We start from the raw sequence: 24,963 nt of genomic DNA, 5'->3' as shown, positions 1-24,963 counted from the left end.
ACGTTTTGCTGTGAATCCATAATCGACCGGGTTATTCAGGTCGACGTATGACGAAGCACAACTCGGTCGGTCCCCTCTACCTCTGGGAGAGGGCTAGGGTGAGGGCAAGCGGTCTGAAGCCTTAAGAAAGCTCAGCGCCAAGCACAACACTCAGCGCACTGCGCGCATCATCCAGCTGCACCAGCGTCGCATGCCTTGCACCCAGTGCATCGCGGTTTTCAATGGCAGTCAGAATCGCCTTGTGACGAGGCAACGCCAATTCATGCAGATTCGGCCGTTGATTGGAATGCTTCAACGCCTCGGCAATCGCCACCGCCAACATGTTGCACAGATTCGCCAGCAAATCATTGTGCGTCGCATCGGCAATCCGGCTGTGGAAGTCGAGGTCTGGCTGCAACAAGGCTTCCGGCGTCGGCGCCGCTTCCATGCGTTGATACGCTTCATTGATGGCGGCGATGTCCGCATCCGTCGCGTGCTGGGCGGCGAGGGCGGCAGCGGCGGGTTCGATGATGCTGCGCACGCTGGTCAGCACATTGAAGAATTCATTTTGCGGGCTGCTTTGCATCAGCCAGTGCAGCACGTCCGGGTCGAGCATGTGCCATTCGCGGCGCGCCTTGACCACCGTGCCGACCCGCGGCCTGGAGTACACCAGCCCCTTGGCTACCAGCACCCGCGTGGCTTCGCGCAACACCGGTCGGCTGACCGCGTACTCCTCGCAGAGCAGGGCTTCGGCGGGCAGTTTGTCGTCGGGCAAAAAGCGTCCGGAGACGATCTGCATGCCCAGTTCCTGGACGATGCGCGAGTGCATGCTTTTACGGTCGGAGGGTTTGCGGTAATCCATGGGGAGTGGCGCGATCCTGAGCGATGGAGATGCCGCGCATCATAGCAGGCACGGCACGATCTTGAGTCGGGTATAGAACTGTGGGAGCGAGCTTGCTCGCGAAGACGGACTGTCAGTGCCATATGTATGGCTGACACGCCGCTTTCGCGAGCAAGCTCGCTCCCACAGGGATTTGTGTGATCAGTGAGAGTGGCGCGGGACCTCGGCACCACGGCAGCCGACCAGGAAGTCGAAGTCGCAACCCTGATCCGCTTGCAGCACATGGTCGATGTACAGCTGACGATAACCGCCCACCAGCAATTGCTGCGGTGGCTGCAGGTCGGCCATGCGCGCCGCCAGTTCGGCATCGGAAATGTCCAGATGCAGACGCCCGCTGGCGCAGTCGAGTTCGATCCAGTCGCCTTCCTTCACCGTCGCCAAAGGCCCGCCGGCTGCCGCTTCCGGCGCGACGTGCAAGACCACGGTGCCGTAGGCGGTGCCGCTCATCCGCGCATCAGAAATGCGCACCATGTCGGTCACACCTTGCGCCAGCAGTTTGGCCGGCAAGCCCATGTTGCCGACTTCGGCCATGCCCGGATAACCCTTCGGCCCGCAGTTCTTCATGACCAGAATCGAATCCTTGTCGACGTCCAGCTCCGGATCGTTGATCCGCGCCTTGTACATGTCGAAGTTCTCGAACACCACGGCGCGGCCGCGATGCTGCATCAGTTCAGCGGTGGCGGCGGACGGCTTGAGCACCGCGCCGAGTGGCGCGAGGTTGCCGCGCAGTACGCAGATACCGCCGTCGGCGCGGATCGGATTGTCCAGCGTGCGGATCACTTCGTCTTCGCCATAAATCGGCGCGTCTTTGGTGTTCTCGCCGATCGACTTGCCGTTGACGGTCAGCGCGTGCGGATTGGGGATCAGATTGGCTTCGCCGAGACGACGCAGCACCGCTGGCAAGCCACCGGCGTAATAGAACTCTTCCATCAGGAAGCGCCCGGACGGCTGCAGGTCGACGATGGTCGGCATGCCGCGACCGATGCGCGTCCAGTCGTCCAGATCAAGTTCGACGCCGATACGCCCGGCGATGGCTTTCAAGTGGATCACAGCGTTGGTCGAGCCACCGATGGCGGCGTTGACGCGGATGGCGTTTTCGAAGGCTTCCTTGGTGAGAATCTTCGACAGTTTCAGGTCTTCGCGCACCATTTCCACGGCACGCATGCCGGACATGTGCGCCAGCACATAACGGCGCGCATCCACCGCCGGGATCGCTGCGTTATGGGGCAGGGAAGTGCCCAGTGCTTCGGCCATGCAGGCCATGGTCGACGCGGTGCCCATGGTGTTGCAGGTGCCCGCCGAGCGCGACATGCCGCCTTCGGCCGCGAGGAAATCGTCGATGGTAATGGTGCCGGCCTTGACCTGTTCGCTGAGCTGCCAGACCACAGTACCCGAGCCGATGTCCTTGCCCTTGTGCTTGCCGTTGAGCATCGGCCCACCGGTGACAACGATCGCCGGCACGTCGCAACTGGCCGCGCCCATCAGCAGCGCCGGGGTGGTTTTGTCACAACCGGTCAGCAGCACCACGCCGTCGATCGGATTGCCACGAATCGCTTCTTCAACGTCCATGCTCGCCAGGTTGCGGGTGAGCATGGCGGTCGGGCGCAGGTTCGATTCGCCGTTGGAGAACACTGGAAATTCCACTGGAAAACCACCGGCTTCGATCACGCCGCGTTTGACGTGCTCGGCAATTTGGCGAAAGTGCGCGTTGCACGGCGTCAGCTCCGACCAGGTATTGCAGATGCCAATGATTGGCTTGCCGTGAAACTGATGGTCGGCGATGCCCTGATTCTTCATCCAGCTGCGGTACATGAAGCCGTTCTTGTCGGCCGTGCCAAACCATTGGGCGGAGCGCAGGGTGGGTTTCTTATCAGCCATGATCGATTCTCTTATTGTATGACTATAGTGTTCCAGCGATGGCCTAACATAAGCGCAAATTCGCCGCTTTGGAAGTGTTGTTGCGTAATTAGTATTACTATATAGTCGTTTTCGACGGAGGGATGGCCCTGGCCGCTGTGCAGCGAGAGGCGTCCCCCGAGGTTCTATAAAAACAACAATCGGAGACCGATCTCATGAGCCAGGAATTGCGGCTTATCCGGCGCATCACACTGAAACTGATTCCCTTCCTGATCCTGCTATACCTGATCGCCTATGTGGATCGCTCCGCCGTCGGCTTCGCCAAGCTGCACATGGGCGCCGACATCGGTATTGGCGACGCGGCCTATGGCCTGGGCGCCGGGCTGTTCTTCATTGGTTACTTCCTGCTCGAAATCCCCAGCAACCTGATGCTCGAACGCTTTGGCGCGCGGCGCTGGTTTGCGCGAATCATGATCACCTGGGGCGCAATCACCATCGGCATGGCTTTCGTTCAGGGGCCGCACAGCTTCTATGTGATGCGCTTTCTGCTCGGCGCGGCCGAGGCGGGCTTCTTTCCGGGCGTGCTGTACTACATCACCCAATGGTTCCCGGTGCGTCATCGCGGCAAGATCCTCGGGCTGTTCATCCTCTCGCAACCGATCGCGATGATGATCACCGGTCCCGTGTCCGGCGGCTTGCTCGGCATGGACGGCGTGCTCGGCCTGCACGGCTGGCAGTGGCTGTTCATCGTCATCGGCACCCCGGCGATCCTGCTGACCTGGCCGGTGCTGCGCTGGCTGCCGGACGGCCCGCAGCAAGTGAAGTGGATGGATCAGGCGGAAAAAGACTGGCTCACCGGCGAACTGAAAAAGGATCTGCAGGAATACGGCCAGACCCGTCACGGCAATCCGTTGCACGCGCTGAAAGACAAACGCGTGTTGCTGCTGGCGCTGTTCTACCTGCCAGTGACCCTGAGTATTTACGGCCTCGGCCTGTGGCTGCCGACGCTGATCAAACAATTTGGCGGCAGCGACCTGGTCACCGGTTTCGTGTCCTCGGTGCCGTACCTCTTCGGCATCATCGGACTGCTGATCATTCCGCGCAGCTCCGACCGCTTGAACGATCGCTACGGGCACCTTGCTGTTTTGTATGTGCTGGGCGCTATTGGCTTGTTCATGAGTGCGTGGTTATCGATGCCAGTGGCACAACTGGCGGCGCTGTGTCTGGTCGCTTTTGCGTTGTTCTCGTGCACCGCAGTGTTCTGGACCCTGCCGGGGCGGTTCTTTGCCGGCGCGAGCGCGGCGGCGGGGATCGCGCTGATCAACTCGGTGGGCAATCTGGGCGGGTACATCGGCCCGTTCGTGATCGGTGCGTTGAAGGAATACACCGGCAATCTGGCTTCGGGGCTGTACTTCCTGTCGGGCGTGATGGTGTTCGGGCTGATTCTGACCGGCATCGTTTATCGCGTGCTGGAGCGCAAGCATGTGCTGCCGGTTGACCAGTTCGCCGCCAGTGCGCGCGGTGCGACCCGTACCTGACGCTTGCCACTGTGGGAGCGAGCCTGCTGGCGAAGAGGCCATCACACTCAACATCATTGGTGACTGATACACCGCTTTCGCGAGCAGGCTCGCTCCCACAGGGGATCGGCGGTGGTTTTGATAAAGGAGATAAATCATGCATCTGGTTCAATTCGAATTAACCAATGGCGAGCGCCGCGTCGGCGTGGTCGACGCGGCGCGGGTGCGTGAAGTGCAGGGCGCGCGCAGCGTACGCGATCTGGCGCTGGCCGCCATTGAGGCCGGCAATTCGCTGGAGCAGCACGTACAAACCCTCGGCTTCGGTGTCGATCACGATTACGCCGAGCTGCTCGCCGAGCTGCGCATCCTGCCGCCACTCGATCACCCGGACCCGGCGCACATGCTGGTCAGCGGCACCGGTCTGACTCATTTGGGCAGCGCCTCGGCGCGGGACAAAATGCACCAGCAGGCCGGCGACGAAGCGGCGATGACCGACACCATGCGTATATTCAAATGGGGTCTGGAGGGCGGCAAACCAGCGGCAGGGCAGGCCGGTGTGCAACCGGAGTGGTTCTACAAAGGTGACGGCAGTATCGTCGTGCGGCCGGGCCAACCATTCCCGTTGCCGCCGTTCGCCGAAGACGCCGGCGAGGAGCCGGAAATGGCCGGCCTCTACGTGATCGGTCACGACGGCAAGCCGTATCGCCTCGGCTTTGCGGTGGGTAACGAGTTCTCCGATCACGTCATGGAGCGCAAGAATTATCTGTACCTGGCGCATTCGAAATTGCGCAGCTGCAGCTATGGTCCGGAACTTCGCACCGGTGAATTGCCTCAACACCTTGCAGGCGCCAGTCGTATCCTGCGTGACGGTGAAGTGCTGTGGCAGAACGAATTCCTCAGCGGCGAGGCCAACATGTGCCACAGCCTGGCGAACCTCGAATACCACCACTTCAAGTACCGGCAGTTCCTGCGTCCGGGCGACGTGCACATTCATTTCTTCGGCACCGCGACGCTGTCGTTCGCCGACGGCATTCGCACCCAACCGGGCGACGTATTTGAAATCAGTCAGGCTGAGTTCGGCGCACCGCTGGTCAATGGTATCGTGCCGATCGACGCAGTGTTTGCCCCCGACAGCATTGGCACCCTTTAAGGAGATCCCATGACTCAGATTCTCGGTCACAACTACATCGGCGGTCAGCGCAGCGCCGCTGGCAGCGTCAAACTGCAATCGGTCGACGCCAGCACCGGCGAAGCACTGCCGCACAACTTCATCCAGGCCACCGCTGAAGAAGTCGACGCCGCCGCCAAGGCAGCCGCCGCCGCACACCCGGCCTATCGGAGCCTCAGCGCTGAACGTCGCGCACAGTTTCTCGATGCGATTGCCGATGAGCTGGACGCCCTCGGCGATGATTTCGTCGCCGTGGTCTGCCGCGAAACCGCACTGCCGGCCGGGCGCATTCAGGGCGAACGCGGTCGCACCAGCGGGCAGATGCGTCTGTTTGCCAAGGTCCTGCGTCGCGGTGATTTTTACGGCGCACGCATCGATCAGGCGTTGCCCGATCGTCAGCCATTGCCACGCCCGGACCTGCGTCAATATCGCATCGGCCTCGGCCCGGTCGCCGTGTTTGGCGCGAGCAACTTTCCGCTGGCATTCTCCACTGCCGGTGGTGACACCGCAGCGGCGCTGGCCGCCGGTTGCCCGGTGGTGTTCAAGGCCCACAGCGGCCACATGGCCACCGCTGAGCTGGTCGCCGACGCGATCATCCGCGCAGCGGAAAAAACCGCCATGCCGGTAGGCGTGTTCAACATGATCTACGGCGGTGGCGTCGGCGAGTGGCTGGTCAAGCACCCGGCGATTCAGGCTGTCGGTTTCACCGGTTCGCTCAAGGGCGGCCGCGCGCTGTGCGACATGGCCGCGGCGCGTGCGCAACCGATTCCGGTGTTCGCCGAAATGTCGAGCATCAACCCGGTGATCGTGCTGCCGCAAGCGCTGGCGACACGTTCGGAGACCGTCGCCCGCGATCTGACTGCCTCGGTGGTCCAGGGCTGCGGTCAGTTCTGCACCAACCCGGGTCTGGTCATCGGCATCCGCTCGCCGCAGTTCAGCGCGTTTGTGCAGCAGGTCGCTGCAGCCATTGGCGATCAGCCGGCGCAAACCATGCTCAACGCCGGCACCCTCGGCAGCTATGGCAAGGGCCTGGAAAAACTCCTGGCGCACAGCGGCATCGAGCATCTGGCCGGCAATTCGCAGCAGGGCAATCAAGCGCAACCGCAGCTGTTCAAAGCGGATGTCAGCCTGTTGATCAACGGCGATGAAGTGCTGCAGGAAGAAGTGTTCGGCCCGACCACGGTGATCGTTGAAGTGGCCGACCAGGCGCAACTCAGCGCTGCGCTGCACGGCCTGCACGGTCAGCTCACCGCGACGATCATCGGCGAGCCGGCCGACTTCGAACAGTTCGCCGAACTGACGCCACTGCTCGAACAGAAAGTCGGGCGCATCCTGCTCAACGGTTACCCGACCGGTGTCGAGGTGTGTGATTCGATGGTTCACGGCGGGCCGTATCCGGCGACGTCCGATGCGCGCGGCACTTCGGTGGGCACATTGGCAATCGATCGTTTCCTGCGCCCGGTGTGCTTCCAGAACTACCCGGACAGCTTGCTGCCCGAGCCGCTGAAGAACGCCAACCCGCTGCGCATTCAGCGTCTGGTGGATGGCAAGCCATCGCGTGAGGCGATCTAAAGCCCACCAGCTAATGATCGTTCCCACGCAGAGCGTGGGAACGATCAACAGCCTTTTACGGCCTGACCACCGCAATCGCGAGCAGGCTCACTCCTACAAGGGGTTTCGGCGCGACATTAAGCTATCATTGGCCCTTTCCCCCCCAAGAAAGACTGTTTGCCATGACTGCCCAAACCCTTCTCAACGCCCTCGAACACTGCGGCATGGTCGAAATCGAGGGCCTGCACGCCTTCGAATTCGCCCTCGACGAAGACAATAACTTGCACATCGAATGCATCGATGGTCGAGCGGCCAAACATTGGGAATTCACCCCGGCACAAGTCGAGGCCGCAACCTTCGATGACGAGCGTCAGAACTGGCTGATCATCGGTTACGCCAGCCACACCAAAACCACGGGCGAACACCGCCTGGTCTGCCTCGGCGATGTAGTCAGCAGCAGCGACGATGAGGATGAACAATAATGAAAATGCGTAATTTCTGGCCGCTGCTGATGGCCGGCAGCGTCGGTGCGATGGGCTTTTCCAGCGCCTACGCGGAAAACTTCCAGTTGCTGGTCGGCTCCTACACCGCCGGCAGCAGCGAAGGCATTTATCGGATGAACTTCGACAGCGCCACCGGCCAGATCGCCGCCAAGCCGCTGCAAGTGGTCAAGACCGAAAACCCGTCGTGGTTGACTCTGTCCAAGGACCAGAAACGCTTGTTCGTGGTCAACGAAAACGGTCCGGGCCAGCAGGACCCGGTCGGCCGCGTCAGCAGCTTCGCCATCGATCCGAAAACCCACGCCCTAAGCCTGATCAATCAGGTACAGAGCCTGGGCAACGAGCCGACCCATTCGAGCCTCAGCGCTGACGCCAGCCATTTGTTCGTCAGCAACTATTCGGTGGTGGAAGATCCGGGCGGCACCCTGGCGGTGTTGCCGGTCGGCGCCGACGGCAAGCTCCAGCCGGTAGTGCAGATGAGCGCGCACCCGGCCAGCGGGGTCAATCCTGAGCGTCAGGCGTCCAACCACGTGCACTCGACGGTGTCCTCGCCGGATGGCCGCTACGTGTTCTCCAACGACCTGGGCGCGGACAAGATCTTCATCTATCAATTCGACCCGAAAGCCAATCCGCACTTGCCGCTGACGCCTGCCAAGACGCCGTCCGTGGCGTTGCCGGCCGGCAGCGGCCCGCGCCATCTGCTGTTCAGCGCCGATGGCAAGCACGCCTGGCTGACCATGGAAATGAGCGCGCAGGTCGCGGTGTTCGACTACAAGGATGGCGTACTGACCCAGACGCAATTGGTCGACCTGGCCGCCGGCCAGCCCACCTCGGACAAGGCCGGCGCTGCGTTGCATGCCTCGGCGGACGGCAAGTTTCTCTATGTCAGCAACCGGGGCACCGCCAATCAACTGGTGGTGTTTGCCATCGATCAGGCCAGCGGTCAGTTGAAAGAACTGCAAAAGCGCTCGGTGGAAGGCGACCATCCGCGCGAATTCGCCCTCGATCCGAGCGGTAAATTCGTGTTGATCGCCAACCAGAAGAGCAATGAGATTGTCGTCGTCGAGCGCGATGGCCAGACCGGCCTGCTCGGCAAAACCGTGCAGAAACTGCCAATTGACGCGCCCAGCGACCTCAAGTTTCTAGTGCGACAATAAGCCACAGGCCCCGTTCTGCGGGGCCTGCATCTTTGTATTAATTACGCTGATAACGGCTAATGCTACAAAAGATTTCAAGCGGCAACCCTGCAGCGTTAGGTTTGTTTCACAGCCCGACCGGGCAAACCAAGCAAACGAACACGAGGGTTACCGCCATGAACTTCAATCTTTTCTCCGTTATCGCCGCTTCCGCCATCTCCGCCACCGTGGTATTGCCTGCCGGTGCCAACGTTGAGATCGCCGAGAAAAAATCCCACACCCAGAGCTACACCCAGAAATACCTGCAACAGAGCGCCAACTTCTACGCCGCGCTGGATCACAAAACCCAAGCCTGAAATTCCCGTCACCCTGTAGGGGCTGTCGAAGGCTGCGATCTACGTCAAAGATCGCAGCCTTCGACGGCCCTTTTTTGCGCGCTCAACACCACTGATCGTTCCCAGCAGAGCGTGGGAACGATCGGTACTCGGCGTTCTGCGCTCATAGCATTGCTCTTGCTGGCAAATAGAGCGGCTAAATAATCAACGAAGCTGATGTTTACTATGGCAAACCCTGAGTGGTTGCCACGGCTTTTTTGATCGATTCTGTGGGCATCGAAACCTGCCTACGGGAGAACACCATGGCCAGCGCAATTCTTCATTCCGCCAAACGCGGCGCCTACCTGGCCATTTGTGTGTACTTGGCCGTGGTGCTGTTCGTCAGCATCGCCTCGCAAATGGAGCACAGCTTCGACGCCCCTATTGACGTCGCCCATCCCGGTGTCCAGTTCGACGTGCGCTCGCAGAGCGTGATGGTCGATCGGGCCGAACTCGCAGGAGTCGGCGGCGCATGAAAGGCTACAGACTCTGGGTGATCGCCGGTCTGGCGTTCTTCACCAACGGCACTTCGTTATTGGGTATCGGCCAAGGCTCGGTCGGCGCGCTGGCCCGGGCCATCGAGGCCAATCACAGCATCGCTCACAACATTGAACGCGCCAACACGCTGGGGCTGATGGCTGGCAATCCTCCGGCCAAGGTCGCAGTGGACTTCCTCGGGCCGTTCGAAGTCGATTGCATGGCGCTGGGCATGTGCCAGGTGCTGGCCTGATCGGTGATGATCGTTCCCACGCGCAGCAAAGGAATGCAGCCCCGGAGCTCGGCGTCCGATCTAACCTCGAGCTACTTCTTCATGATCGAAGTGAACAGCTCGGACTCAAGCAACCGCTGCAACCATTCCTGCAACGCCACATACGGCGTCTGTGCGAACCACTCGCGATCGACGTGGGCGAACTGGCGAATGAACGGCAGCAGGGCGACGTCGGCGAGGCTGAGCTGATCACCCAGCAAGTAGTCCTGATCCGCCAGCATCAGATCCAGCGAGTGGGCGATCATTTCGCATTCCATGCGATAGACCTCCATCGGTTTTTCCGGGTAACGCTCGGCGTACTTGTAGTGATTAAGCGAAGTCTTGAACTGCGTGTCGTTAATCTCGATCAGCGTATTGGTGACGAGCTCCGCGCCGGGATCGTTCTTCAGGCGCCAGTTATCCGGATCATGCTGCTTCAAGGCCCAGCGCATGATCGCCAGGCTTTCATCGATCACCCGGCCATTGGCATTGAGCACCGGCACCGTGCCTTTGGGCGACAGCGCGAGCATCTCGGCCGGTTTGTCCTTGAGGCTGACCTCAACGATTTCCACCGGCACGCCTGAGTAGTGCAAGGCCATCCGCGCACGCATCGCATACGGGCAGCGGCGGAAGGAATACAACGTGTTCATTTCACCTCCAGTGTGCTCAAACCATTGCCTTGGCGCTGTACCTGAATCTGCACCGGGATGCGCTCATGCATTTCCTGCACATGGGAGATCACCGCGACCTTGCGGCCCTGCGCCTGCAAGCCGTCGAGGGCGTCCATCGCCAGTTGCAGGGATTCCGGATCGAGGCTGCCAAAGCCTTCGTCGATAAACAGCGATTCGATTTTCAACGTGCTTGAGGCCATCGACGCGAGCCCCAATGCCAGCGCCAGCGATACCAGGAAGGTTTCGCCACCGGACAGCGAATGCACCGAGCGCAATTCATCGCCCATTTCCGTGTCCAGCACCAGCAGGCCGAGCATGCTGCCGCCGCGTTTGAGGCGATAGCGTTTGACCAGTTGGCGCAACTGCACGTTGGCGTGATGCACCAGCAAATCAAGGTTGTAGGCCTGGGCGATCTTGCGGAAAGTGTCGCCGGTGGCCGAGCCGATCAGCGCGCTGAGCCGCGCCCAGCGCTGATATTCGGCGTAAGCGCCGGCGATCTGCTGCGCCAGTGCCTGATTGGCGTTCTGCCGGCGCTGGTCTTCAACCTGCTCGGCGCGCAGTTCGGCGCATTGCTGCTCACTGACGGCGAACTGGTTTTGCAGGTCGGCGAGGGCGCTGGCCAATTGTTCGGCATCAAGGTTGCCGTTGTGTTGTGCCTGATGATCGAGCAGACGCTGGTCGCGCTCCTGCAACAGCACCTGCGCCTGTTCGATGGCTTTCTCGTTGTGCTGCAAACGCTGGCGCAGTTCGTTGAGTTGCGTGTCATCGATCTGCAACAGTGCTTCGAGACCTTGGTCATCCAGTTCCGGATGACGGCCACGCCAGTCGCCAAGCTTGCCGCGCAAGGCCTTATCTTCAGTTTCCAGCGCGTGCAGGCGTTCCTGCTGCGCCTTGAGTTCAGCGGCGATCTGCACAAGTTGCGTGCGCACGTTCTGCAACTCCTGCGCGGTACTGGCTTCGCTGTTGCGCGCCTGCTCGACTGCGTGTTCGAGCTGCTGCTGCCATTGCTCGGCGCTGCCGTGTTCGCCGAGCAGTTGCGCGAGTTTCTGCTGGCAAGTCTGCTGCTGTTCGGTCAAGCCGTTGAGTTGCGCCTCGACGCTGTGCAATTGCTGGGCGCGCGTCTGCTGACGGTCCTGTTCCTTCTCCAGCGTCTGCTGGCGCTGCAGCTGTTCGGTCTGTTCTTCCTTGTGCTGATCGAGCTGAGCCAGACGCTCAGCGATCTGTCGGTCGAGCAGCATGAAGGTCGCGGCCGGCTCCTGGCGCAAGGCTTCGAGCGTGTCAGCGGGTAGCAGGCTGGCGAACGCCGCGAGTTCTTCGTCGAGACGCTGACGGTCGCTGCTCAGTTCGCGCTGCTGGTTGCTCAATTGCTGCGCGGCTTGCTGATGCGCGGTTTCTGCCTGACGCAGTTGCTGAGTCAGGCGCGCGGCGTCCTGTTGCAGAGTGACCAGAGCGCTCTGGCGCTGTTCGTCCTGGCTGATGCTCTGGTTCAGTTGCTCGTTTTGCCGGGTCAGCCAGGCGTCGCGCTTGGCCACGTCCTGATTAAGCAGTTGCGCTGCCAGCGGATGCGCTTCGAGGCTTGGCGCCAAGGCCTGTTGCTGCGCTGCCAGTTGTTCCTGCTGTTGCAGCAGTTCTTTCTGTTGCGCGATAACTCCGCCGACTTCGGCGCGCAACTCGATCAGTTTTTCCTTGAGCTGATCGACCACCCGCTGGGCGTTGGCCTGCTCGCTTTCGTCGTGACGACCGAGGCTTTGCAGCAGTGCTTCAGGCTGGTGATACGGATGCTCGTTGCTGCCGCAGACCGGGCAGGGCTGATCGTCCTGCAACTGCGCGCGCAACTCTTCGACACTGGCACTGCGCGCCAGACGCTGGCGCTCGAGCAACTCTCGGGTGACGTTGAGAGTTTGCTCGGCGATGGTCAGCTCGGCTTTGCTTTTCACCCCGTCCTGAGTCAGTTGCTCGCGTTGCTGCTGGGCGCTGAGGAGGCGTTGTTGCAGTTCGTTGGCGCGCTGGTCGAGGTCCTGTTGGCTGGCCCACAGACGCGCCAGATCTTCGAAGGCGCGCAACTGTTTGCGGTTGTCCTGTAGCAACGTACCGAGGAGGCCGATCTGTTCGGCGACGGCATCGGGCTCGGCGCCGGCCTCCTTGAACAGCACTTCCAGTTGCTGTTTTTGTGCGGTCAGGGCATCAGCGCTGCGGGCGGCGTTGTCTTCGAGGCTCGCCAGTTCCGTCTGGCCCTTGTTCAAGCGATTGCCGATCAGCATCAATTGTTGCAGGCGATCGCGGTAGGCATTCCAGGCGTCGCTCAGCGGCGCCAGATGGGCGCTTTGTTCCAGCTCGCTGGCGATGCGCTGCAAGCGTTCGGTGGCCTCGGCCTGATTTTCCTGCAAGGCCTGAATGGCATGCTGGCCGTCGCTGCTGGCCTGCTGCGCCGCGAGTTTGGCCTCTGTGCTCTGTGCGACTTCCTTGACCAGGCGGGCGAGGGTGCTGTGTTCTTCGAAGGCCTGACGCAACAGTGGCGCGTTCTCGCTTTGCCGTTGTTGCGCCTGGCTCAGGGCGCCTTTCGCGGCCTCAAGCGTTTGCTCCAGTTGCGTCTGGCGCTCGCTCAGTTCGGCGTGTTGTTGGGTGTGCGCGGCGATCTGCGCGGCTAACGGTGTGAGCAGTGCATCGAGTTCGGTCTTGCGGGCGAACTGGTGCCGTTGCGGGGCCAGTTGCTCCAGTTGGCTCAGCTTGACCCGCTCACCCGCCAGCGCTTGCCATTGCTGCTGCGCGCTGTGCAATTGCTCGGTGGCGGCTTGCTGCGAGTCCTGCAGCAGGCGCAAATCCTTGAGCCAGCCATGCTGCTGCTCAAGTTGTTTGAGCTGCGCCTGTTGCTGCTTCATCTGCTGCTGCGCAGCGCTGCAACGCTCGTCCAGTTCGGCACGGGCTTCGGGGGCGAGCGGGGTGACGCCGCTGGCCTGATCCTGCAACAGCTTGTGCGCTTCGCGGGCCTCTTTGGTCTTGTCAAAGGCGCGGCGACCCAGGCGCGTGTACAGCGCGGTGTCGGTGAGTTTTTCCAGCAGCTCGCTGCGATCGTTGTCGTCGGCTTTGAGGAACGCGCTGAACTCACTCTGCGCCAGCAACACGGCGCGGGTGAACTGCTCGAAGTTCAGGCCCAGCGCGGCTTCGAGCTGGGTTTTGTATTCGCCCTTCTGGCTGGCGAGCAACTGATCCTGATCGATGTCGCGCAGGCTCTGCCGACTGGCCTGCAACTTGCCGCCGGCCTTTTCGCGAGCACGGTTGGCTTCCCAGCGCGCGCGATAACGTCGACCGTCGACACCGACAAAATCCACTTCGGCATAGCCTTCACCGGTGCCACGACGTAACAGGGTCCGTGGGTCGCCGGTGGCGATTTCACCGTCGGCGTCAGGGACTTTAGCGTCGCGGCCAGTATTGTTGAGTCGCGGCACCGCTCCGAACAGCGCCAGGCACAAGGCATCGAGCAGCGTGCTTTTGCCGGCGCCGGTCGGGCCGGTGATCGCAAACAAGCCAGCGCTGGCCAGCGGTTCGGCGGTGAAATCGATTTCGAACGGACCGGCCAGCGAGGCCAGGTTCTTCAAACGAATGGCGAGAATCTTCATGGCTGCTCGCCCTCCATCTGTACGTCTTGCAGCAGTTCGGCAAAGTCCTTGAGGGTCTGTTCGTCGACCTCGCTGCCATAGTTGTCGAGCCAGGCGCGGCTGAACAATTCCTGCGGGGTGAGCTGGTCGAGCTCGATCAGCGCGCTGCCATCCTCGGCGCCGTCAGCGCCTCGGTTACCGGCGTATTCAGCGGCGATGCGCACCAGCCGCACGGCTTTGCCTTGCAGCGCGGTTTCCACTTGATGGCGCAGATCCGGCTGCGGCTCGTCGAGGCGCACGCGCACTTCCAGCCACGGCTGGCGCTGGGTTTCGGCGAGCAGATCGATATTCGGCAGATCCGCCAGTTGCAGCAGAATCTCGGCCAGCGGTGCCGGGCCGATGCGCTGCAGATTGACCGAGCGCGGGATCAGTTTCGGCTCGACACTGACCAACGTTTCACCGTCGAGAATGACATCAAGAATCTGGTGCTGATAACCAATTTCCGAAAACGACAATGGAATCGGCGAGCCGCTGTAGCGAATGCGCTCCTCGCCGTTGACCTTCTGCGGTTTGTGCAAATGGCCGAGGGCGACGTAGCTGATGCTCGCGCCGAACAGGCTGGCGGGCAGGGCCTCGGCGTTGCCGATGATCAGGCTGCGCTCGGAGTCCTCCGACACCGAACCGCCGGCCATGTGCGCGTGGCTGATGGCGATCAGCGCCTGACCCGGCTGGCGCTTGGCGTTGGCCGCCTCGATCAGCCATTCATGCACCTGACCGATACCGCGCAAATAGTTGTCGCCCAAATGCGCGCCCGTCACTTCCGCCGGGCGCAGGAACGGCAGCGCCAGGCACCATGCAGCAATATCACCGGTTTTATCCGGCAACGGCAGCAGCAGCCGTTCGGCGTCCAGTTGCCCGTCATCCAGCCACAACACCCGACCCAGCGCATGGGTGCGCAAACGCCGCATCAATGGTGCGGGCAGTTCGATCCTCGAGCCGGAATCGTGGTTGCCGGCGATCATCACGATGGTCAGCAAGGGCTGCTGCTCGTGGGCGCTGACGATGAAATCGTAGAGGCGTTCCTGGGCTTTGACCGGCGGGTTGACCGTGTCGAAGATGTCCCCGGCAATCAGCAGCACATCCGGCTGCGCCAGTTGCAATTGGCGCAGCAGCCATTCGAGAAAGCACGCATGCTCGAAATCGCGCTCCTGGCCGTGCAGGTTTTGCCCAAGGTGCCAGTCGGAAGTGTGGAACAGACGCAAGGTGGACTCCGCTAAAAATCAGGTAAAGGCCGCTGGAAAATGACGGCGGCAAAAGAAGGGAGAGTTTACAGATAATTCTTGGGGCAGGGCTTGTCGCGCCGATCAGCGCTGCAGCCATTGTCCGGGGCGGATACTTCCAGGCTCATCACATCGCCACGACATACAGCGAGCGCAGTCACTTCGGATAAAGCGGCGGCAACCCACTATCACCCACTGGGTCTTGCACCCGCTCCGCCGGCGGTATCGTGCGGATTGCCCGCCACAAATCCTCACCCTGCCAATGCTGCCCCGTTTCGCTGTACAGCGCACCATTCAACCCATCCAGCGCATCCGACAGCGGCACAAACCGTGCGGCCATGTCCGCCAGCGTTTCCGGCTGCTGCCGCGCCCAGGCATCCAGTGCCTGACGCGTGGCTTGCGGGTCATTGGCCTGGCTGGCGCGTTTGATGTCGTCCATCAGGGTGCGCGGGCTTGGGCCGGTCTGGGCGGCGCGGTGGATTGCCGGTTGCCAGCGGGCGCGCCACCACAGGCCGAAGCCGAGGAGGGTGGTGCAGGCGAGGATCAGGGTGCTGAGTTTCCACCACCACAGCACATCGTTATCCACGCTGCTCGGTTGCAGGGTGCCGGCCGGGGTGTCGATTTGCAGGCTCGGGTTGTTCGCTATTTGCAGGGTGCGCGCGGGCAGGCTGCTGTGTTCCAGGTGGTCTTCGAAAGTGTTCCACCAGACCACGTCGACGGTTGGCAGGTCGATCGCGCCGCTGCGATTGGGCACCAGCGCTTCGCGCTCTTCGCGGCTGCCGATGAGGCCGCGTTCGCTGCTCTGGTTGCTGAGCACCGGTTGGTCGGGGTAGCGACGCAGGCCGGCGACATCGGTGGCGGGCAGCGCGGGGAGTTGCGAGCTGGCCAGGCCTTCGACTTTCAGGGTCAGGCTGCGCGTCAGTGAGTCGCCGACCTGGGTGTGTTCGGGCTCGGGATTCCAGCTTTCGCTCAGGCTCAGGCTGCGCGCGGGCAGCCAGGGCGCGTCGACCGGGTAGGTCAACGGTTTGGGTTTTACCGTCAGCGGAATTTCCGCGGAGCTGACGCGCATCAGTTTGCCCGGCTTCGGCCCCTGAGCACTTGCGTCCTGAGACGGCTGCGTGTCGACCAGCGTGGCGCTGAACGTCTGCGGGGCGATGGTCAGCAAGCCACTGTGCTGCGGATAAATCGCATAGCGCATCTCGATCACGCCATGGCGCACACCGTTGAGGTCTTTTTCGTAGGTGCGCGTGTCGCCCAGTGGCTCGATGCGTGCATCGGCGATGTGCAGCGGAGTCAGGCTGCTGTCGTCGTACAGCGACACAGAATGATAGATGCGCAGCGTCAGAATCGCCTGCGCCTGCACATAGACGCTGGACTGATCGAGGCTGGCTTCGATGAACACCGGGTCGAGGCTGTTCTGGCTCTCGCGGGTGTCGCTTTCGATGACTTGCACAGTGATCGGCTGGCTCTGCGCCTCGCCCAGTTGCAGCGGCGGAATCACCACGCTGCCGTTTTCTTTCGGCAGCAGGGTAATGATCCAGCGTGTGGTCGCGCGGTTGGCACCGTTGAGGGTATTCAACTGGTTGACCTGGCGTGTGCCGCGCACCTCGAACAGCGGTTCCAGCGCAGTCAGGTCGGGTTTGCCGAACTGCGTGACGTCATCCGTTTCGAGGGTGAGCTCGACCGTCTCGCCGGAGTTCAGGCGACTGCGATCCACACTGGCGGTCAGCTCGGTCGCCTGGGCGGTGGCCGTGCAGAGCAGCAGGGGCAGCAAGAGAGCGGTGAAGCGGGTCATCGAGTGTTTTCCTGATCCTGATGTTGTTGCTGTTCGTACCAGAATTTGCGCCGCAGCAATTCCCCCGGATCGTCCGGGATCTTGCCCAGCCATTGTTCCAGCGCCTGACGCTGCTCACCTTCGAGATTGTTCTCGCTCGGGCGCAGGGTTGGCACGGTGTCCGTTTCCTCGGCCTCGTTACTGCCCGGCACTTCGTTGGGGCCGGGCTGCGGCGGCGTGGTCGGCGGCGGCTCGCTGGGCAACTCGGCCGTTTGCGCTTCACTCGGGCTTTCGCTGCTGACCGCTGGCGGCGGTGCGCTGGCGGGCGGAGATTCGTCGCCGGGCAGGCTTGGCTGTTCGCTCGGCTTGTTCTCAGGTTCAACCGGCGGTGGGGTGTTTTTCTGCTTGAGCAGATTTTCCACCAGCGCCTTGTTGGTTTGCGCCGGACGCAGATCCGCTTGCAGTTCCAACGCCTGTTCATAGGCATCGATCGCCGCTTCCAGCTCACCGCTTTTCGCCAGGGCATTGCCACGATTGTAGTGGGCGCGGGCATCGCTGCCTTCGGCAAAACGCTGGGCGGCGCCACTGTAGTCGCCCGCCTCGTACAACGCTACCCCTTGCCATTGGTGATCTTCAAAATGTTGCGCGGCTTCGGCCGGATGCTTTTGTTTGAGCAAGTGCAGGCCTTGTTGATCCGGGCGCAGCCACAAATCTTCAAAGTCAAAAGCGTAGCTCGGTTGTGGCAGGCACAGCAGTAACGGCAGACAGAACAGCCAGCCGCGACGCCCGGCACACGCGGCGAGCAACAACAGCGGCAGCAGCAGCCAATAGCCTTGATCGGCCCAGGTGTCGAGGCGCACGGTCTGGCCATCATCGCGCAGACTGCGCGGACCGCTGAGCAGGCCGAGTGCGCCGAGGTCGCCTTCGTCCAGCCGTGCGGCGTGGTATTCGCCACCGACGCTGTCGAGGAACGCCGCCAGGCCCGGACCGTCGAGTTGCGGGACGCGAATCGCGCCTTGTTCGTCCTTGAGGAAACTGCCGTCCTCCTGAGCGATCGGCGCACCTTCGGCGGTGCCGATGCCGAGCATCAACAGTTGCGCCGATTGCCCACGCAAGGCACGACGAATGCCGTCGCGTTCTTGCTCATCGAGCGACGAGCCGATCAGCAAGATTCGCCCTTGGCCGAGCGCACCCTGTTCCAGCAACGCCAAGGCTTTGCTGACAGCCAGATCGGCGCGATGGCCACTTTGCGGCATCAGCGACGGTTTCAGCGCATCGAGCAGGTTGCGACTGGTCGCCAGGTCATCCGACAGCGGCACCAGCGTGTGGGCGCTGCCGGCGTAGACGACGATGGCGGTCTGCGCATCGCTGCGCGCCTGCAACAAGTCGAAGAGCTTGCGCCGGGCCTGTTCCAGGCGCGTCGGTGGCGAGTCGGTGGCGAGCATTTCCGCGGTCAGTTCCAGCACCACCACCAACGGATCGGCGGGTTTCTGGCTGGTCTGTTCGACGCGCTCCCAGCTCGGCCCGAGCAGCGCCAGAATCGTCAGCAACCACGCCACGCCGAGGGCCACCCACGGCAGTTTGCTGTCGCGACCATTGCCGCCACTGAGCAGCGTGGCATGAAACGCTGGTGGCAAAATCATCTGCCAGCGCCCGGCGCGTTTCTGCCGGTGCCAGAGTTGCCAGATCATCCAGCCCAGCAGCGGCAACAACAGCAGCCACCACGGGCGGAACCAGTGCGGCCAGAGCGCGATCATCGACGCCTCCGCAAGCGCAAGCGCTTGAGGCGCTCGCGCCAGTCAGGCAACGGACTTTGCAGATTGAGTTCCTTGTTGAGCAGGCGTTGCAGCGGGTTGTCCGGCCACAGTTCGCGGGCGACCAGTAACAGGCTCAACCACAGCGCCAAGGCCAGCGGCCAGTGATACAAAGCCTGGGCCGGGCGCGCCTGAGTCGGTTGCTGGGTCACCGGCTCGAGCTGGTCGAGGGTGTCCTTGATTGCTTGCAACTCGAGGCCATCATGGGCGCGGAAGTATTGCCCACCGGTGACTTCGGCGATGGCTTTGAGCGCCGGCTCGTCGAGGTCCAGACTCGGGTTGACGCCGAGCAGGCCGGTGGAGCCGCTGTCTTCAGGGTTGGCGCCGATACCGATCGGGTAGATTTTCACGCCTTCGCTGGCAGCGAGTCGGGCGGCCGTCAGCGGATCGATTTCGCCGCCGTTGTTGGCGCCGTCGGTCACCAGAATCAAAACGCGGCTTTGTGCCGGGCGCAGACGCAGGCGTTTCAACGCCAGGCCGATGGCATCGCCAATCGCGGTGTTCTTGCCGGCGATGCCGATCCGCGCTTCGTCGAGCCAAACGCGCACGGTGCGCCGGTCAAAGGTCAGCGGTGCTTGCAGGTAAGCCTGGCTGCCGAACAGAATCAGGCCGACCCGGTCACCCTCGCGGCTTTCGAGGAAGTCGCCGAGCAAGTGCTGGACCAGCGACAGACGGCTGACTTCTTCGTCCCGCCACTGCATATCGGGAAAGTCCATCGAGCCGGACACGTCCACCGCCACCAACAAGTCGCGACCGCTGGCAGCAATCGGCAGCGGTTCGCCGAGCCATTGCGGGCGCGCGGCGGCAACCAGCAGCAGCAACCACAACAGCATGAACGGCGCCTGCTGACGCCACGCCGGCAAATTGGCCCGGGCGCGACGGCGGGCAAGCCCTTCGAGGTCAGCGAGAAAGCTGACTTTGAGCGCCGGCTCGCCACTGTCGGCGACCGGCAGCACCAGACGCATCAGCCACGGCAGCGGCAACAGCATGAACATCCACGGCCAGGCGAACTCAAACATGTTTGCGAATCCACGTTTCGACCGCCTGGGTCAGGCCGGCGATGGCTTTGTCGTCGAGTTTGCACTCCGGCTTGTAGGCGCCTTCGACCAGCACCATCCAGCGCGTCAGGCCCGCCGCCGGGCAGCGATTGTCGAGAAACGCCAGCCATTTACGCCCGTTGAGCGTGTGGCTCTGGCTGTAGGGATAATGGTTGCGGCACAGGCGTTTGAGCAGGCCGTTGAGTTGCTGCAGCCAGGCGCCGGCGGGCGCGCCGTCATAGGGCTTGGGCATTTGCGCGAGTTCCGCGAGGGCGGCGATGCGCACCGGGTCGAGCGGCTGTTCGGCGCGCACCACCGGGCGTTTCCTGACCGGAATGAAACGGCGCAGCTTCCACACGGCGAAACCGAGCAGCGGCAACAGCAGCAGTAACAGCCACCAGCCCGGCGCCGGTGGCCAGAAGCCGATTGGCGGCGGAGAGATCAGCGGTTGCAGTTGCTCGAGGCCGTTCATCGACCGGTCCCCGGCCGCTGCGGGTTGAGGAATTCGCGCATCTGCTCGACCATTTCGCTCTGCGTGCTCAGTGGCATCAACAGCACCCGCAGTTTTTGCGCGAGCAATTCCCAGCGAGCAATGCGCGCTTCGGCCTGGGCGCGATAGGTTTGGCGCAGATCGAAATTCAACGTGTCGAGTTCCAGTTGCGCGCCTTTCTGGGCGAAGCGCAAAAGCCCGGCGGCGGGCAGGGCGTGGTCGAGTGGGTCGGACAGCGGCAGCAGCAACAGGTCGCAATGCCGCGACAGCAGGCTCAGTTGTTGCTCGGCACTGTCGGACAACGCACGCTCATCGCAGATCACGATCACCAGACTGCCCGGGCGCAGTACCTCGCGGGCACGGCGCAGGGCCACGCCCAAGGCGTCGCGGTCCGGCTCGCGCTCGCTGTGCAGCGACTGGTTGACCTTGACCAGGCGGTTGAGCAGTTGCAGCAGGCTCTGCTTGCTGCGCCGCGGCTTGATTTCGTAGTGCTCGTTATCGCCGAACACCAATCCGCCGACGCGGTCGTTGTGGCCCAGTGCGGCCCAGCCAATCAGCGCGGCCACTTGTGCCGCCAGCACGGACTTGAACATCAGCCCGGAGCCGAAAAACAGCCGTGTGCTTTGCTCGACCATGATGAAAATCGGCCGCTCGCGTTCTTCGTGGAACAGCTTGGTGTGCGGCTCCTGGGTGCGCGCCGTCACGCGCCAGTCGATGGTGCGCACATCGTCGCCGGCCTGATAGACCCGCACCTGATCGAAGTCGACGCCACGCCCGCGAAATTTCGAGTGATGCAGGCCGATCAGCGGGCTGCGCTGACTCGGCGTGGAAAACAGCTGCACCTCGCGCACGCGGTGACGCATCTCGATCAACTCGGTGAGGTTGATGCGGATACCGGGCTCGGCGGGCAGGGCGGCGTTCATGGGGCTCAAGCGACGGCGACGACGTCGAGAATCCGCTGCACCACGCGGTCCTGATCGATGCCCGCGGCTTCGGCTTCAAACGACAGAATGATGCGATGGCGCAATACGTCGAACAGCACCGCCTGAATGTCTTCCGGGCTGACGAAGTCACGACCGGCCAGCCAGGCATGGGCGCGGGCGCAGCGGTCCAGCGCAATCGAACCGCGCGGGCTGGCGCCGTAGGCAATCCACTCGGCCATCTCCGGGTCGAACTTGGCCGGGTTGCGCGTGGCCATGACCAGTTGCACCAGGTATTCCTCCACGGCGTCGGCCATGTACAGACCGAGGATTTCCTTGCGCGCGGCGAAGATCGCCTGCTGACTGACGCGGCGCTCGGGTTTGGTTTCGCCGTTCAGCGCTTCGCCCCGGGCCTGCTGCAGAATGCGCCGCTCGACGGCGGCGTCCGGGAAACCAATCTTGACGTGCATGAGGAAGCGGTCGAGCTGCGCTTCCGGCAACGGATAGGTGCCTTCCTGCTCGATCGGGTTCTGCGTGGCCATCACCAGAAACAGCGGCGACAGTTCGTAGGTACTACGCCCGACGCTGACCTGACGCTCGGCCATCGCTTCGAGCAAGGCCGATTGCACCTTGGCCGGGGCCCGGTTGATTTCGTCCGCCAGCACCAGGTTGTGGAAGATCGGCCCTTGCTGGAACACGAAGCTGCCGGTTTCCGGGCGATAGATCTCGGTGCCGGTGATGTCGGCCGGAAGCAAATCAGGGGTGAACTGGATGCGATGGAACTGGGCTTCGATGCCCTCGGCGAGTTCTTTGATCGCTTTGGTCTTGGCCAGCCCCGGCGCGCCCTCGACCAGCATGTGGCCGTCGGCGAGCAGGGCGATGAGCAAACGCTCGATGAGCTTTTCCTGGCCGAGAATCTGCGTTGAAAGAAAGGTTCGCAGCGCCAGCAGCGCTTCACGATGTTCCATCGGTGACGGTTCCTGCAAAGGGGTGGCCACAGGCGTTCGCTAACGCCGTGGCTGGGGGCGTTACTTTAATCCATCGTGGGGGGTGGCGACTAACGGCATTTTGCGCAAAGTGCGGGAAATGATTGGGGGATTTGTTGGTTTTTTGTTGACGGGAGAGGTGCGGTGTTCTTTAGGGCCTCTTCGCGAGCAGGCTCGCTCCCACATTGACGGTGTGCGCGCTGTTCAAATGTGGGAGCGAGCCTGCTCGCGATGGGGCCAGTCCGGACGCCATTAAATCTCGCTAATGAAGGTACCCGTCCCATCAAGGATGTTCTTCAGGGTCTCGACAACCTCATCCATATCCACCATATCCGGGTTGAAACTGATCTCCAGCACATCATCCCCGTTCAACGCATCGGCATCTGCTGCCGCAATCTCGATCTTCAACAGGTTCGAACTCAAGGTGACCTTGACCCCGTCGAGAGTAGAAGGCTCGCCATCCAGCGTGATCTCCAGCTCATCCTCATCCGGATAGCGGCTCATCAGGAACATTTCGCCCTTGTCGCTGTGGCAGCAAAGCATGGCCATGTTGTCTTCTTCGTCATCGCACGGGTTGACGATGAGCAGGGCGGTGGTCATTTGCATGGGAGGATTCCTGGTTAGCCGGGCGCGACGGATGCGCCAAAAAGCTGATTTTGCCAGCCCGATGAAGATTTTGCTGCGATGGTTGCGGGATTTTTGTTTTGTGCACCACCATTTTTTGATAAGGCGACAGGGAATATAGAAAAAGCAGCGATGCAGCATGAACGGGACCAGGAAGTACAAACAAATGGAATTCGCTGAGTAATAAACCGAGAAGGAAACAATGTTGATGCCAAAAATACGCCCATATTTTCCCTCGGCTGTTGCCAGATCGCTGGAATTTACATAAAAGCTCCATGCATAAACAATAAAAAGAAAAACGCCCCCTACAAGAATGACAAGGTAGCGTTTAAGAGTTATCTCATCAAATTGTGCGGGGTCAAATTCTATAGTGAAGGCTTGGTAGGTCGAGAACAAAGCCAGGCAGGGGCCGAATATAGCCACGTAGTTTGCCGTTGCCTTCGAGCTGAAAGGGAAAAAAGAGGACCAGAATCCGATGCGGCCAAATAGTTGATTGTCCAGCAGGTCATCGATAATAAAGTCAAAGCTGCTTTGCGGATATGCGGGCAAAAAAAAGTTTATGAAGAAAATGGGGGCGCAAAATAGTCCGAATGCTAGCAATAGAGGAGTCTGTCGGAATTTGTTTTTATTCATGAAAGAAAGCTCGGATATATCACGGTTTCAAGTGGTTCAATCGGGCTTGAGTCGCTGTTACCGACTCAAGCCCTGCAAAAGAGCAATGGTTATTCCAGCGATGCAGTATTGATTTGCTCGAGAATCATGTTGTTGATTTGTTCTACGTTATTTGCATCCAGCATGAATGCTGCCACTGCGATCAATAACCCAGCCGCCACGATGACCGGTGCGCTGGTGGCTGCGGCTGCAGGAAGAAGCGCGACAGCGGCAGCCACCATCACACCAACCGCGATCCCTGCGGCGATACTCTCAAGTTCCAGCATCAGGGGTTTCCAGTTGCCGTCCCGGAAGCCAGTTACGGTCTTTTCTATAACAGAATGCGCCTGCACGATTTTCCCGGTCACGCCAAAACCTTTGGCGAGCCGATTTACGTTGTCCGTGTAAGTCGCTTTGTCCAAGGCACTCAGCGCGTCCGCGATCGCTCGCGTATCCTGCGGGCTTAGCCTCGCATTGGGATTCGTGCGGACTCTTTCAAAAGTCTGCATCGCTTCGTCGTAGCCTCTGATCTTCTTCCCCGAAATATCCTTCTGAAGATCCAGTACTACCTGGTGCAGGTTGGCACCATATTGTTCAAGAATGTATTTGTTCGCATCGGCCACGAAAGCTACCGCGCGTTTGTAGTCTTCAAGGCGTTCGGCTTCTGCTTCGGACTCGATCCGCTTTTTTTCGTCCTCCAGACGTCTGGCTTCTGCCAGCGCTGCCTGCCGAGCTTGTTCTGCCGCATGCTTGCGCACTTCCTCGGCGCGTCTTGCTGCATCAGCAGCTTGTTGCACGGCAATAGCCTCAGCCTGGCGACGTTCCACTTCCGCATACAACTTCGTTTGTCTGTTCTGAAGGCTTGCGATTTGATCGTTGAGGATCATTGCGTTGTAAGTGGCCTCCAGTTTTGCATATAGCTTCGCATTTTTAACAATCTTCAGTTGCTCTTGAAGTTCGTTATTTTTCTTGAATAATAATTCATTGACTATGTTCAAGGTGCGCGACAGCCATGCATCGGGTGTCACGTTTGCAAGGGGTGGGTGTGTATTGTCGATCTGGTTTAATTCAGACTGCAGATGGGTTTCGAGATTTTGTTTGCGTGCATGAAAGTCATTCTGAATGGCGAGGGTGAATCCATGCATTGGATTACCCAGCGGGTAGTTCTTGCGGATGTCACCGCGAATCTTGTTTGGGTTCAGATTGATGATTTCCCACGAGCCATCGCCGTAAGTGATTATTCCTGGTAATTCAAGTTGAGGCATTTGCAAGGTCCTTGCGCTTTTGAAGCCCGATCCGTCGGGCGTCAGGTGTTTCATATTGTTAGCGCTCCATGCAAATTCGAACAGGTCGCAATGTCCTAAAGTATTCTGATAATCGTGTGGGGCA

General features: G+C 61.2%; 21 protein-coding genes. 8 read left to right on the top strand and 13 right to left on the bottom strand.

The window, feature by feature from the left end:
- Positions 1-121: 121 nt before the first annotated feature.
- Positions 122-841, bottom strand: a complete 720-nt coding sequence (locus tag V6F91_RS19175; RefSeq protein ID WP_042606776.1) for a FadR/GntR family transcriptional regulator — start codon at positions 839-841, stop codon at positions 122-124.
- A gap of 180 nt (positions 842-1,021) precedes the next feature.
- Positions 1,022-2,758 carry an IlvD/Edd family dehydratase gene (locus tag V6F91_RS19170; protein WP_093102198.1) on the bottom strand — a complete coding sequence of 579 codons (1,737 nt, stop codon included), beginning with the start codon at positions 2,756-2,758 and terminating at the stop codon, positions 1,022-1,024.
- 194 nt (positions 2,759-2,952) lie between these two features.
- Between V6F91_RS19170 and V6F91_RS19165 the strand changes: the two genes are divergently transcribed.
- The 8 genes from V6F91_RS19165 (at position 2,953) to V6F91_RS19130 (ending at position 9,713) form a co-directional block, all read left to right on the top strand.
- Entirely contained in the window at positions 2,953-4,275 is a 1,323-nt protein-coding gene (locus V6F91_RS19165; RefSeq protein WP_332767140.1) for an MFS transporter, read from the top strand.
- Between the two features lie 136 nt (positions 4,276-4,411).
- The gene (gene araD1 / locus V6F91_RS19160; protein WP_332767139.1) at positions 4,412-5,404 is read left to right on the top strand and encodes an AraD1 family protein; all 993 of its coding nucleotides are present in this window, start codon (positions 4,412-4,414) and stop codon (positions 5,402-5,404) included.
- Positions 5,405-5,413: 9 nt separating this feature from the next.
- Positions 5,414-6,994 carry an aldehyde dehydrogenase (NADP(+)) gene (locus V6F91_RS19155; RefSeq protein ID WP_332767137.1) on the top strand — a complete coding sequence of 527 codons (1,581 nt, stop codon included), beginning with the start codon at positions 5,414-5,416 and terminating at the stop codon, positions 6,992-6,994.
- A gap of 161 nt (positions 6,995-7,155) precedes the next feature.
- Entirely contained in the window at positions 7,156-7,455 is a 300-nt protein-coding gene (locus V6F91_RS19150; RefSeq protein WP_332767135.1) for a DUF5629 family protein, read from the top strand.
- Positions 7,455-8,630: a lactonase family protein gene (locus V6F91_RS19145; protein ID WP_332767133.1), complete on the top strand. Its 1,176-nt coding sequence runs from the start codon at positions 7,455-7,457 to the stop codon at positions 8,628-8,630. The genes V6F91_RS19150 and V6F91_RS19145 overlap by 1 nt, the downstream gene beginning before the upstream one ends.
- A 155-nt stretch (positions 8,631-8,785) precedes the next feature.
- Complete coding sequence (locus tag V6F91_RS19140; protein WP_090282941.1) at positions 8,786-8,965, top strand: hypothetical protein; 180 nt, start codon at positions 8,786-8,788, stop codon at positions 8,963-8,965.
- A 281-nt stretch (positions 8,966-9,246) separates the two neighbouring features.
- Positions 9,247-9,459 carry a hypothetical protein gene (locus tag V6F91_RS19135; protein WP_332767130.1) on the top strand — a complete coding sequence of 71 codons (213 nt, stop codon included), beginning with the start codon at positions 9,247-9,249 and terminating at the stop codon, positions 9,457-9,459.
- Positions 9,456-9,713: a hypothetical protein gene (locus V6F91_RS19130; protein ID WP_332767128.1), complete on the top strand. Its 258-nt coding sequence runs from the start codon at positions 9,456-9,458 to the stop codon at positions 9,711-9,713. Before V6F91_RS19135 ends, V6F91_RS19130 begins: the two co-directional genes overlap by 4 nt.
- Positions 9,714-9,784: 71 nt before the next feature.
- Here V6F91_RS19130 and V6F91_RS19125 read toward each other — a convergent pair whose 3' ends face one another.
- The 11 genes from V6F91_RS19125 to V6F91_RS19075 all read right to left on the bottom strand — a co-directional run bounded on the left by V6F91_RS19125 (position 9,785) and on the right by V6F91_RS19075 (position 24,893).
- On the bottom strand, positions 9,785-10,381 hold the full coding sequence (locus tag V6F91_RS19125) for a glutathione S-transferase (protein ID WP_332767126.1): 597 nt from the start codon (positions 10,379-10,381) through the stop codon (positions 9,785-9,787).
- A complete protein-coding gene (locus V6F91_RS19120; RefSeq protein ID WP_332767124.1) occupies positions 10,378-14,019 on the bottom strand; it encodes an SbcC/MukB-like Walker B domain-containing protein in 3,642 nt (1,213 codons plus the stop codon). Before V6F91_RS19120 ends, V6F91_RS19125 begins: the two co-directional genes overlap by 4 nt.
- Complete coding sequence (locus V6F91_RS19115) at positions 14,016-15,260, bottom strand: exonuclease SbcCD subunit D C-terminal domain-containing protein (RefSeq protein WP_332767122.1); 1,245 nt, start codon at positions 15,258-15,260, stop codon at positions 14,016-14,018. The genes V6F91_RS19120 and V6F91_RS19115 overlap by 4 nt, the downstream gene beginning before the upstream one ends.
- A 175-nt stretch (positions 15,261-15,435) precedes the next feature.
- Positions 15,436-17,073 carry a BatD family protein gene (locus V6F91_RS19110; protein ID WP_332767120.1) on the bottom strand — a complete coding sequence of 546 codons (1,638 nt, stop codon included), beginning with the start codon at positions 17,071-17,073 and terminating at the stop codon, positions 15,436-15,438.
- Positions 17,070-18,809, bottom strand: coding sequence for a tetratricopeptide repeat protein (locus V6F91_RS19105; RefSeq protein ID WP_332767118.1), 1,740 nt, complete (start codon positions 18,807-18,809; stop codon positions 17,070-17,072). Before V6F91_RS19105 ends, V6F91_RS19110 begins: the two co-directional genes overlap by 4 nt.
- Positions 18,806-19,885 (bottom strand): VWA domain-containing protein, encoded by a 1,080-nt coding sequence (locus V6F91_RS19100; RefSeq protein ID WP_332767116.1) that lies wholly within the window; start codon positions 19,883-19,885, stop codon positions 18,806-18,808. The genes V6F91_RS19105 and V6F91_RS19100 overlap by 4 nt, the downstream gene beginning before the upstream one ends.
- Positions 19,878-20,375: a DUF4381 domain-containing protein gene (locus V6F91_RS19095; RefSeq protein WP_208937727.1), complete on the bottom strand. Its 498-nt coding sequence runs from the start codon at positions 20,373-20,375 to the stop codon at positions 19,878-19,880. The genes V6F91_RS19100 and V6F91_RS19095 overlap by 8 nt, the downstream gene beginning before the upstream one ends.
- The gene (locus V6F91_RS19090) at positions 20,372-21,316 is read right to left on the bottom strand and encodes a DUF58 domain-containing protein (RefSeq protein ID WP_090282951.1); all 945 of its coding nucleotides are present in this window, start codon (positions 21,314-21,316) and stop codon (positions 20,372-20,374) included. The genes V6F91_RS19095 and V6F91_RS19090 overlap by 4 nt, the downstream gene beginning before the upstream one ends.
- Before the next feature lie 5 nt (positions 21,317-21,321).
- Positions 21,322-22,281 carry an AAA family ATPase gene (locus V6F91_RS19085; protein WP_007913915.1) on the bottom strand — a complete coding sequence of 320 codons (960 nt, stop codon included), beginning with the start codon at positions 22,279-22,281 and terminating at the stop codon, positions 21,322-21,324.
- A 270-nt stretch (positions 22,282-22,551) separates the two neighbouring features.
- On the bottom strand, positions 22,552-22,905 hold the full coding sequence (locus tag V6F91_RS19080; protein ID WP_332767244.1) for a hypothetical protein: 354 nt from the start codon (positions 22,903-22,905) through the stop codon (positions 22,552-22,554).
- A 740-nt stretch (positions 22,906-23,645) separates the two neighbouring features.
- Complete coding sequence (locus V6F91_RS19075) at positions 23,646-24,893, bottom strand: colicin-like pore-forming protein (RefSeq protein WP_332767105.1); 1,248 nt, start codon at positions 24,891-24,893, stop codon at positions 23,646-23,648.
- Positions 24,894-24,963: the final 70 nt, after the last annotated feature.

This window comes from Pseudomonas koreensis (genome assembly GCF_036668835.1).
In the GTDB taxonomy this organism is placed as follows: Bacteria; Pseudomonadota; Gammaproteobacteria; order Pseudomonadales; family Pseudomonadaceae; genus Aquipseudomonas; species Aquipseudomonas koreensis_I.
The sequence above is the reverse complement of the archived record's forward strand: the minus strand, read 5'-3'. Positions and strand labels throughout refer to the sequence as shown.

Bases quoted from the DNA above. Each gene is read 5' to 3' on its own strand.
- V6F91_RS19090 (WP_090282951.1), bottom strand. From the start codon at position 21,316: ATGAACGCCGCCCTGCCCGCCGAGCCCGGTATCCGCATCAACCTCACC.
- V6F91_RS19145 (WP_332767133.1), top strand. From the start codon at position 7,455: ATGAAAATGCGTAATTTCTGGCCGCTGCTGATGGCCGGCAGCGTCGGT.
- V6F91_RS19135 (WP_332767130.1), top strand. From the start codon at position 9,247: ATGGCCAGCGCAATTCTTCATTCCGCCAAACGCGGCGCCTACCTGGCC.
- V6F91_RS19085 (WP_007913915.1), bottom strand. From the start codon at position 22,281: ATGGAACATCGTGAAGCGCTGCTGGCGCTGCGAACCTTTCTTTCAACG.
- V6F91_RS19105 (WP_332767118.1), bottom strand. From the start codon at position 18,809: ATGATCGCGCTCTGGCCGCACTGGTTCCGCCCGTGGTGGCTGCTGTTG.
- V6F91_RS19125 (WP_332767126.1), bottom strand. From the start codon at position 10,381: ATGAACACGTTGTATTCCTTCCGCCGCTGCCCGTATGCGATGCGTGCG.
- V6F91_RS19140 (WP_090282941.1), top strand. From the start codon at position 8,786: ATGAACTTCAATCTTTTCTCCGTTATCGCCGCTTCCGCCATCTCCGCC.
- V6F91_RS19095 (WP_208937727.1), bottom strand. From the start codon at position 20,375: ATGAACGGCCTCGAGCAACTGCAACCGCTGATCTCTCCGCCGCCAATC.
- V6F91_RS19150 (WP_332767135.1), top strand. From the start codon at position 7,156: ATGACTGCCCAAACCCTTCTCAACGCCCTCGAACACTGCGGCATGGTC.
- V6F91_RS19075 (WP_332767105.1), bottom strand. From the start codon at position 24,893: ATGAAACACCTGACGCCCGACGGATCGGGCTTCAAAAGCGCAAGGACC.
- V6F91_RS19110 (WP_332767120.1), bottom strand. From the start codon at position 17,073: ATGACCCGCTTCACCGCTCTCTTGCTGCCCCTGCTGCTCTGCACGGCC.
- V6F91_RS19130 (WP_332767128.1), top strand. From the start codon at position 9,456: ATGAAAGGCTACAGACTCTGGGTGATCGCCGGTCTGGCGTTCTTCACC.
- V6F91_RS19155 (WP_332767137.1), top strand. From the start codon at position 5,414: ATGACTCAGATTCTCGGTCACAACTACATCGGCGGTCAGCGCAGCGCC.
- araD1 (WP_332767139.1), top strand. From the start codon at position 4,412: ATGCATCTGGTTCAATTCGAATTAACCAATGGCGAGCGCCGCGTCGGC.
- V6F91_RS19165 (WP_332767140.1), top strand. From the start codon at position 2,953: ATGAGCCAGGAATTGCGGCTTATCCGGCGCATCACACTGAAACTGATT.
- V6F91_RS19080 (WP_332767244.1), bottom strand. From the start codon at position 22,905: ATGCAAATGACCACCGCCCTGCTCATCGTCAACCCGTGCGATGACGAA.
- V6F91_RS19175 (WP_042606776.1), bottom strand. From the start codon at position 841: ATGGATTACCGCAAACCCTCCGACCGTAAAAGCATGCACTCGCGCATC.
- V6F91_RS19100 (WP_332767116.1), bottom strand. From the start codon at position 19,885: ATGTTTGAGTTCGCCTGGCCGTGGATGTTCATGCTGTTGCCGCTGCCG.
- V6F91_RS19170 (WP_093102198.1), bottom strand. From the start codon at position 2,758: ATGGCTGATAAGAAACCCACCCTGCGCTCCGCCCAATGGTTTGGCACG.
- V6F91_RS19120 (WP_332767124.1), bottom strand. From the start codon at position 14,019: ATGAAGATTCTCGCCATTCGTTTGAAGAACCTGGCCTCGCTGGCCGGT.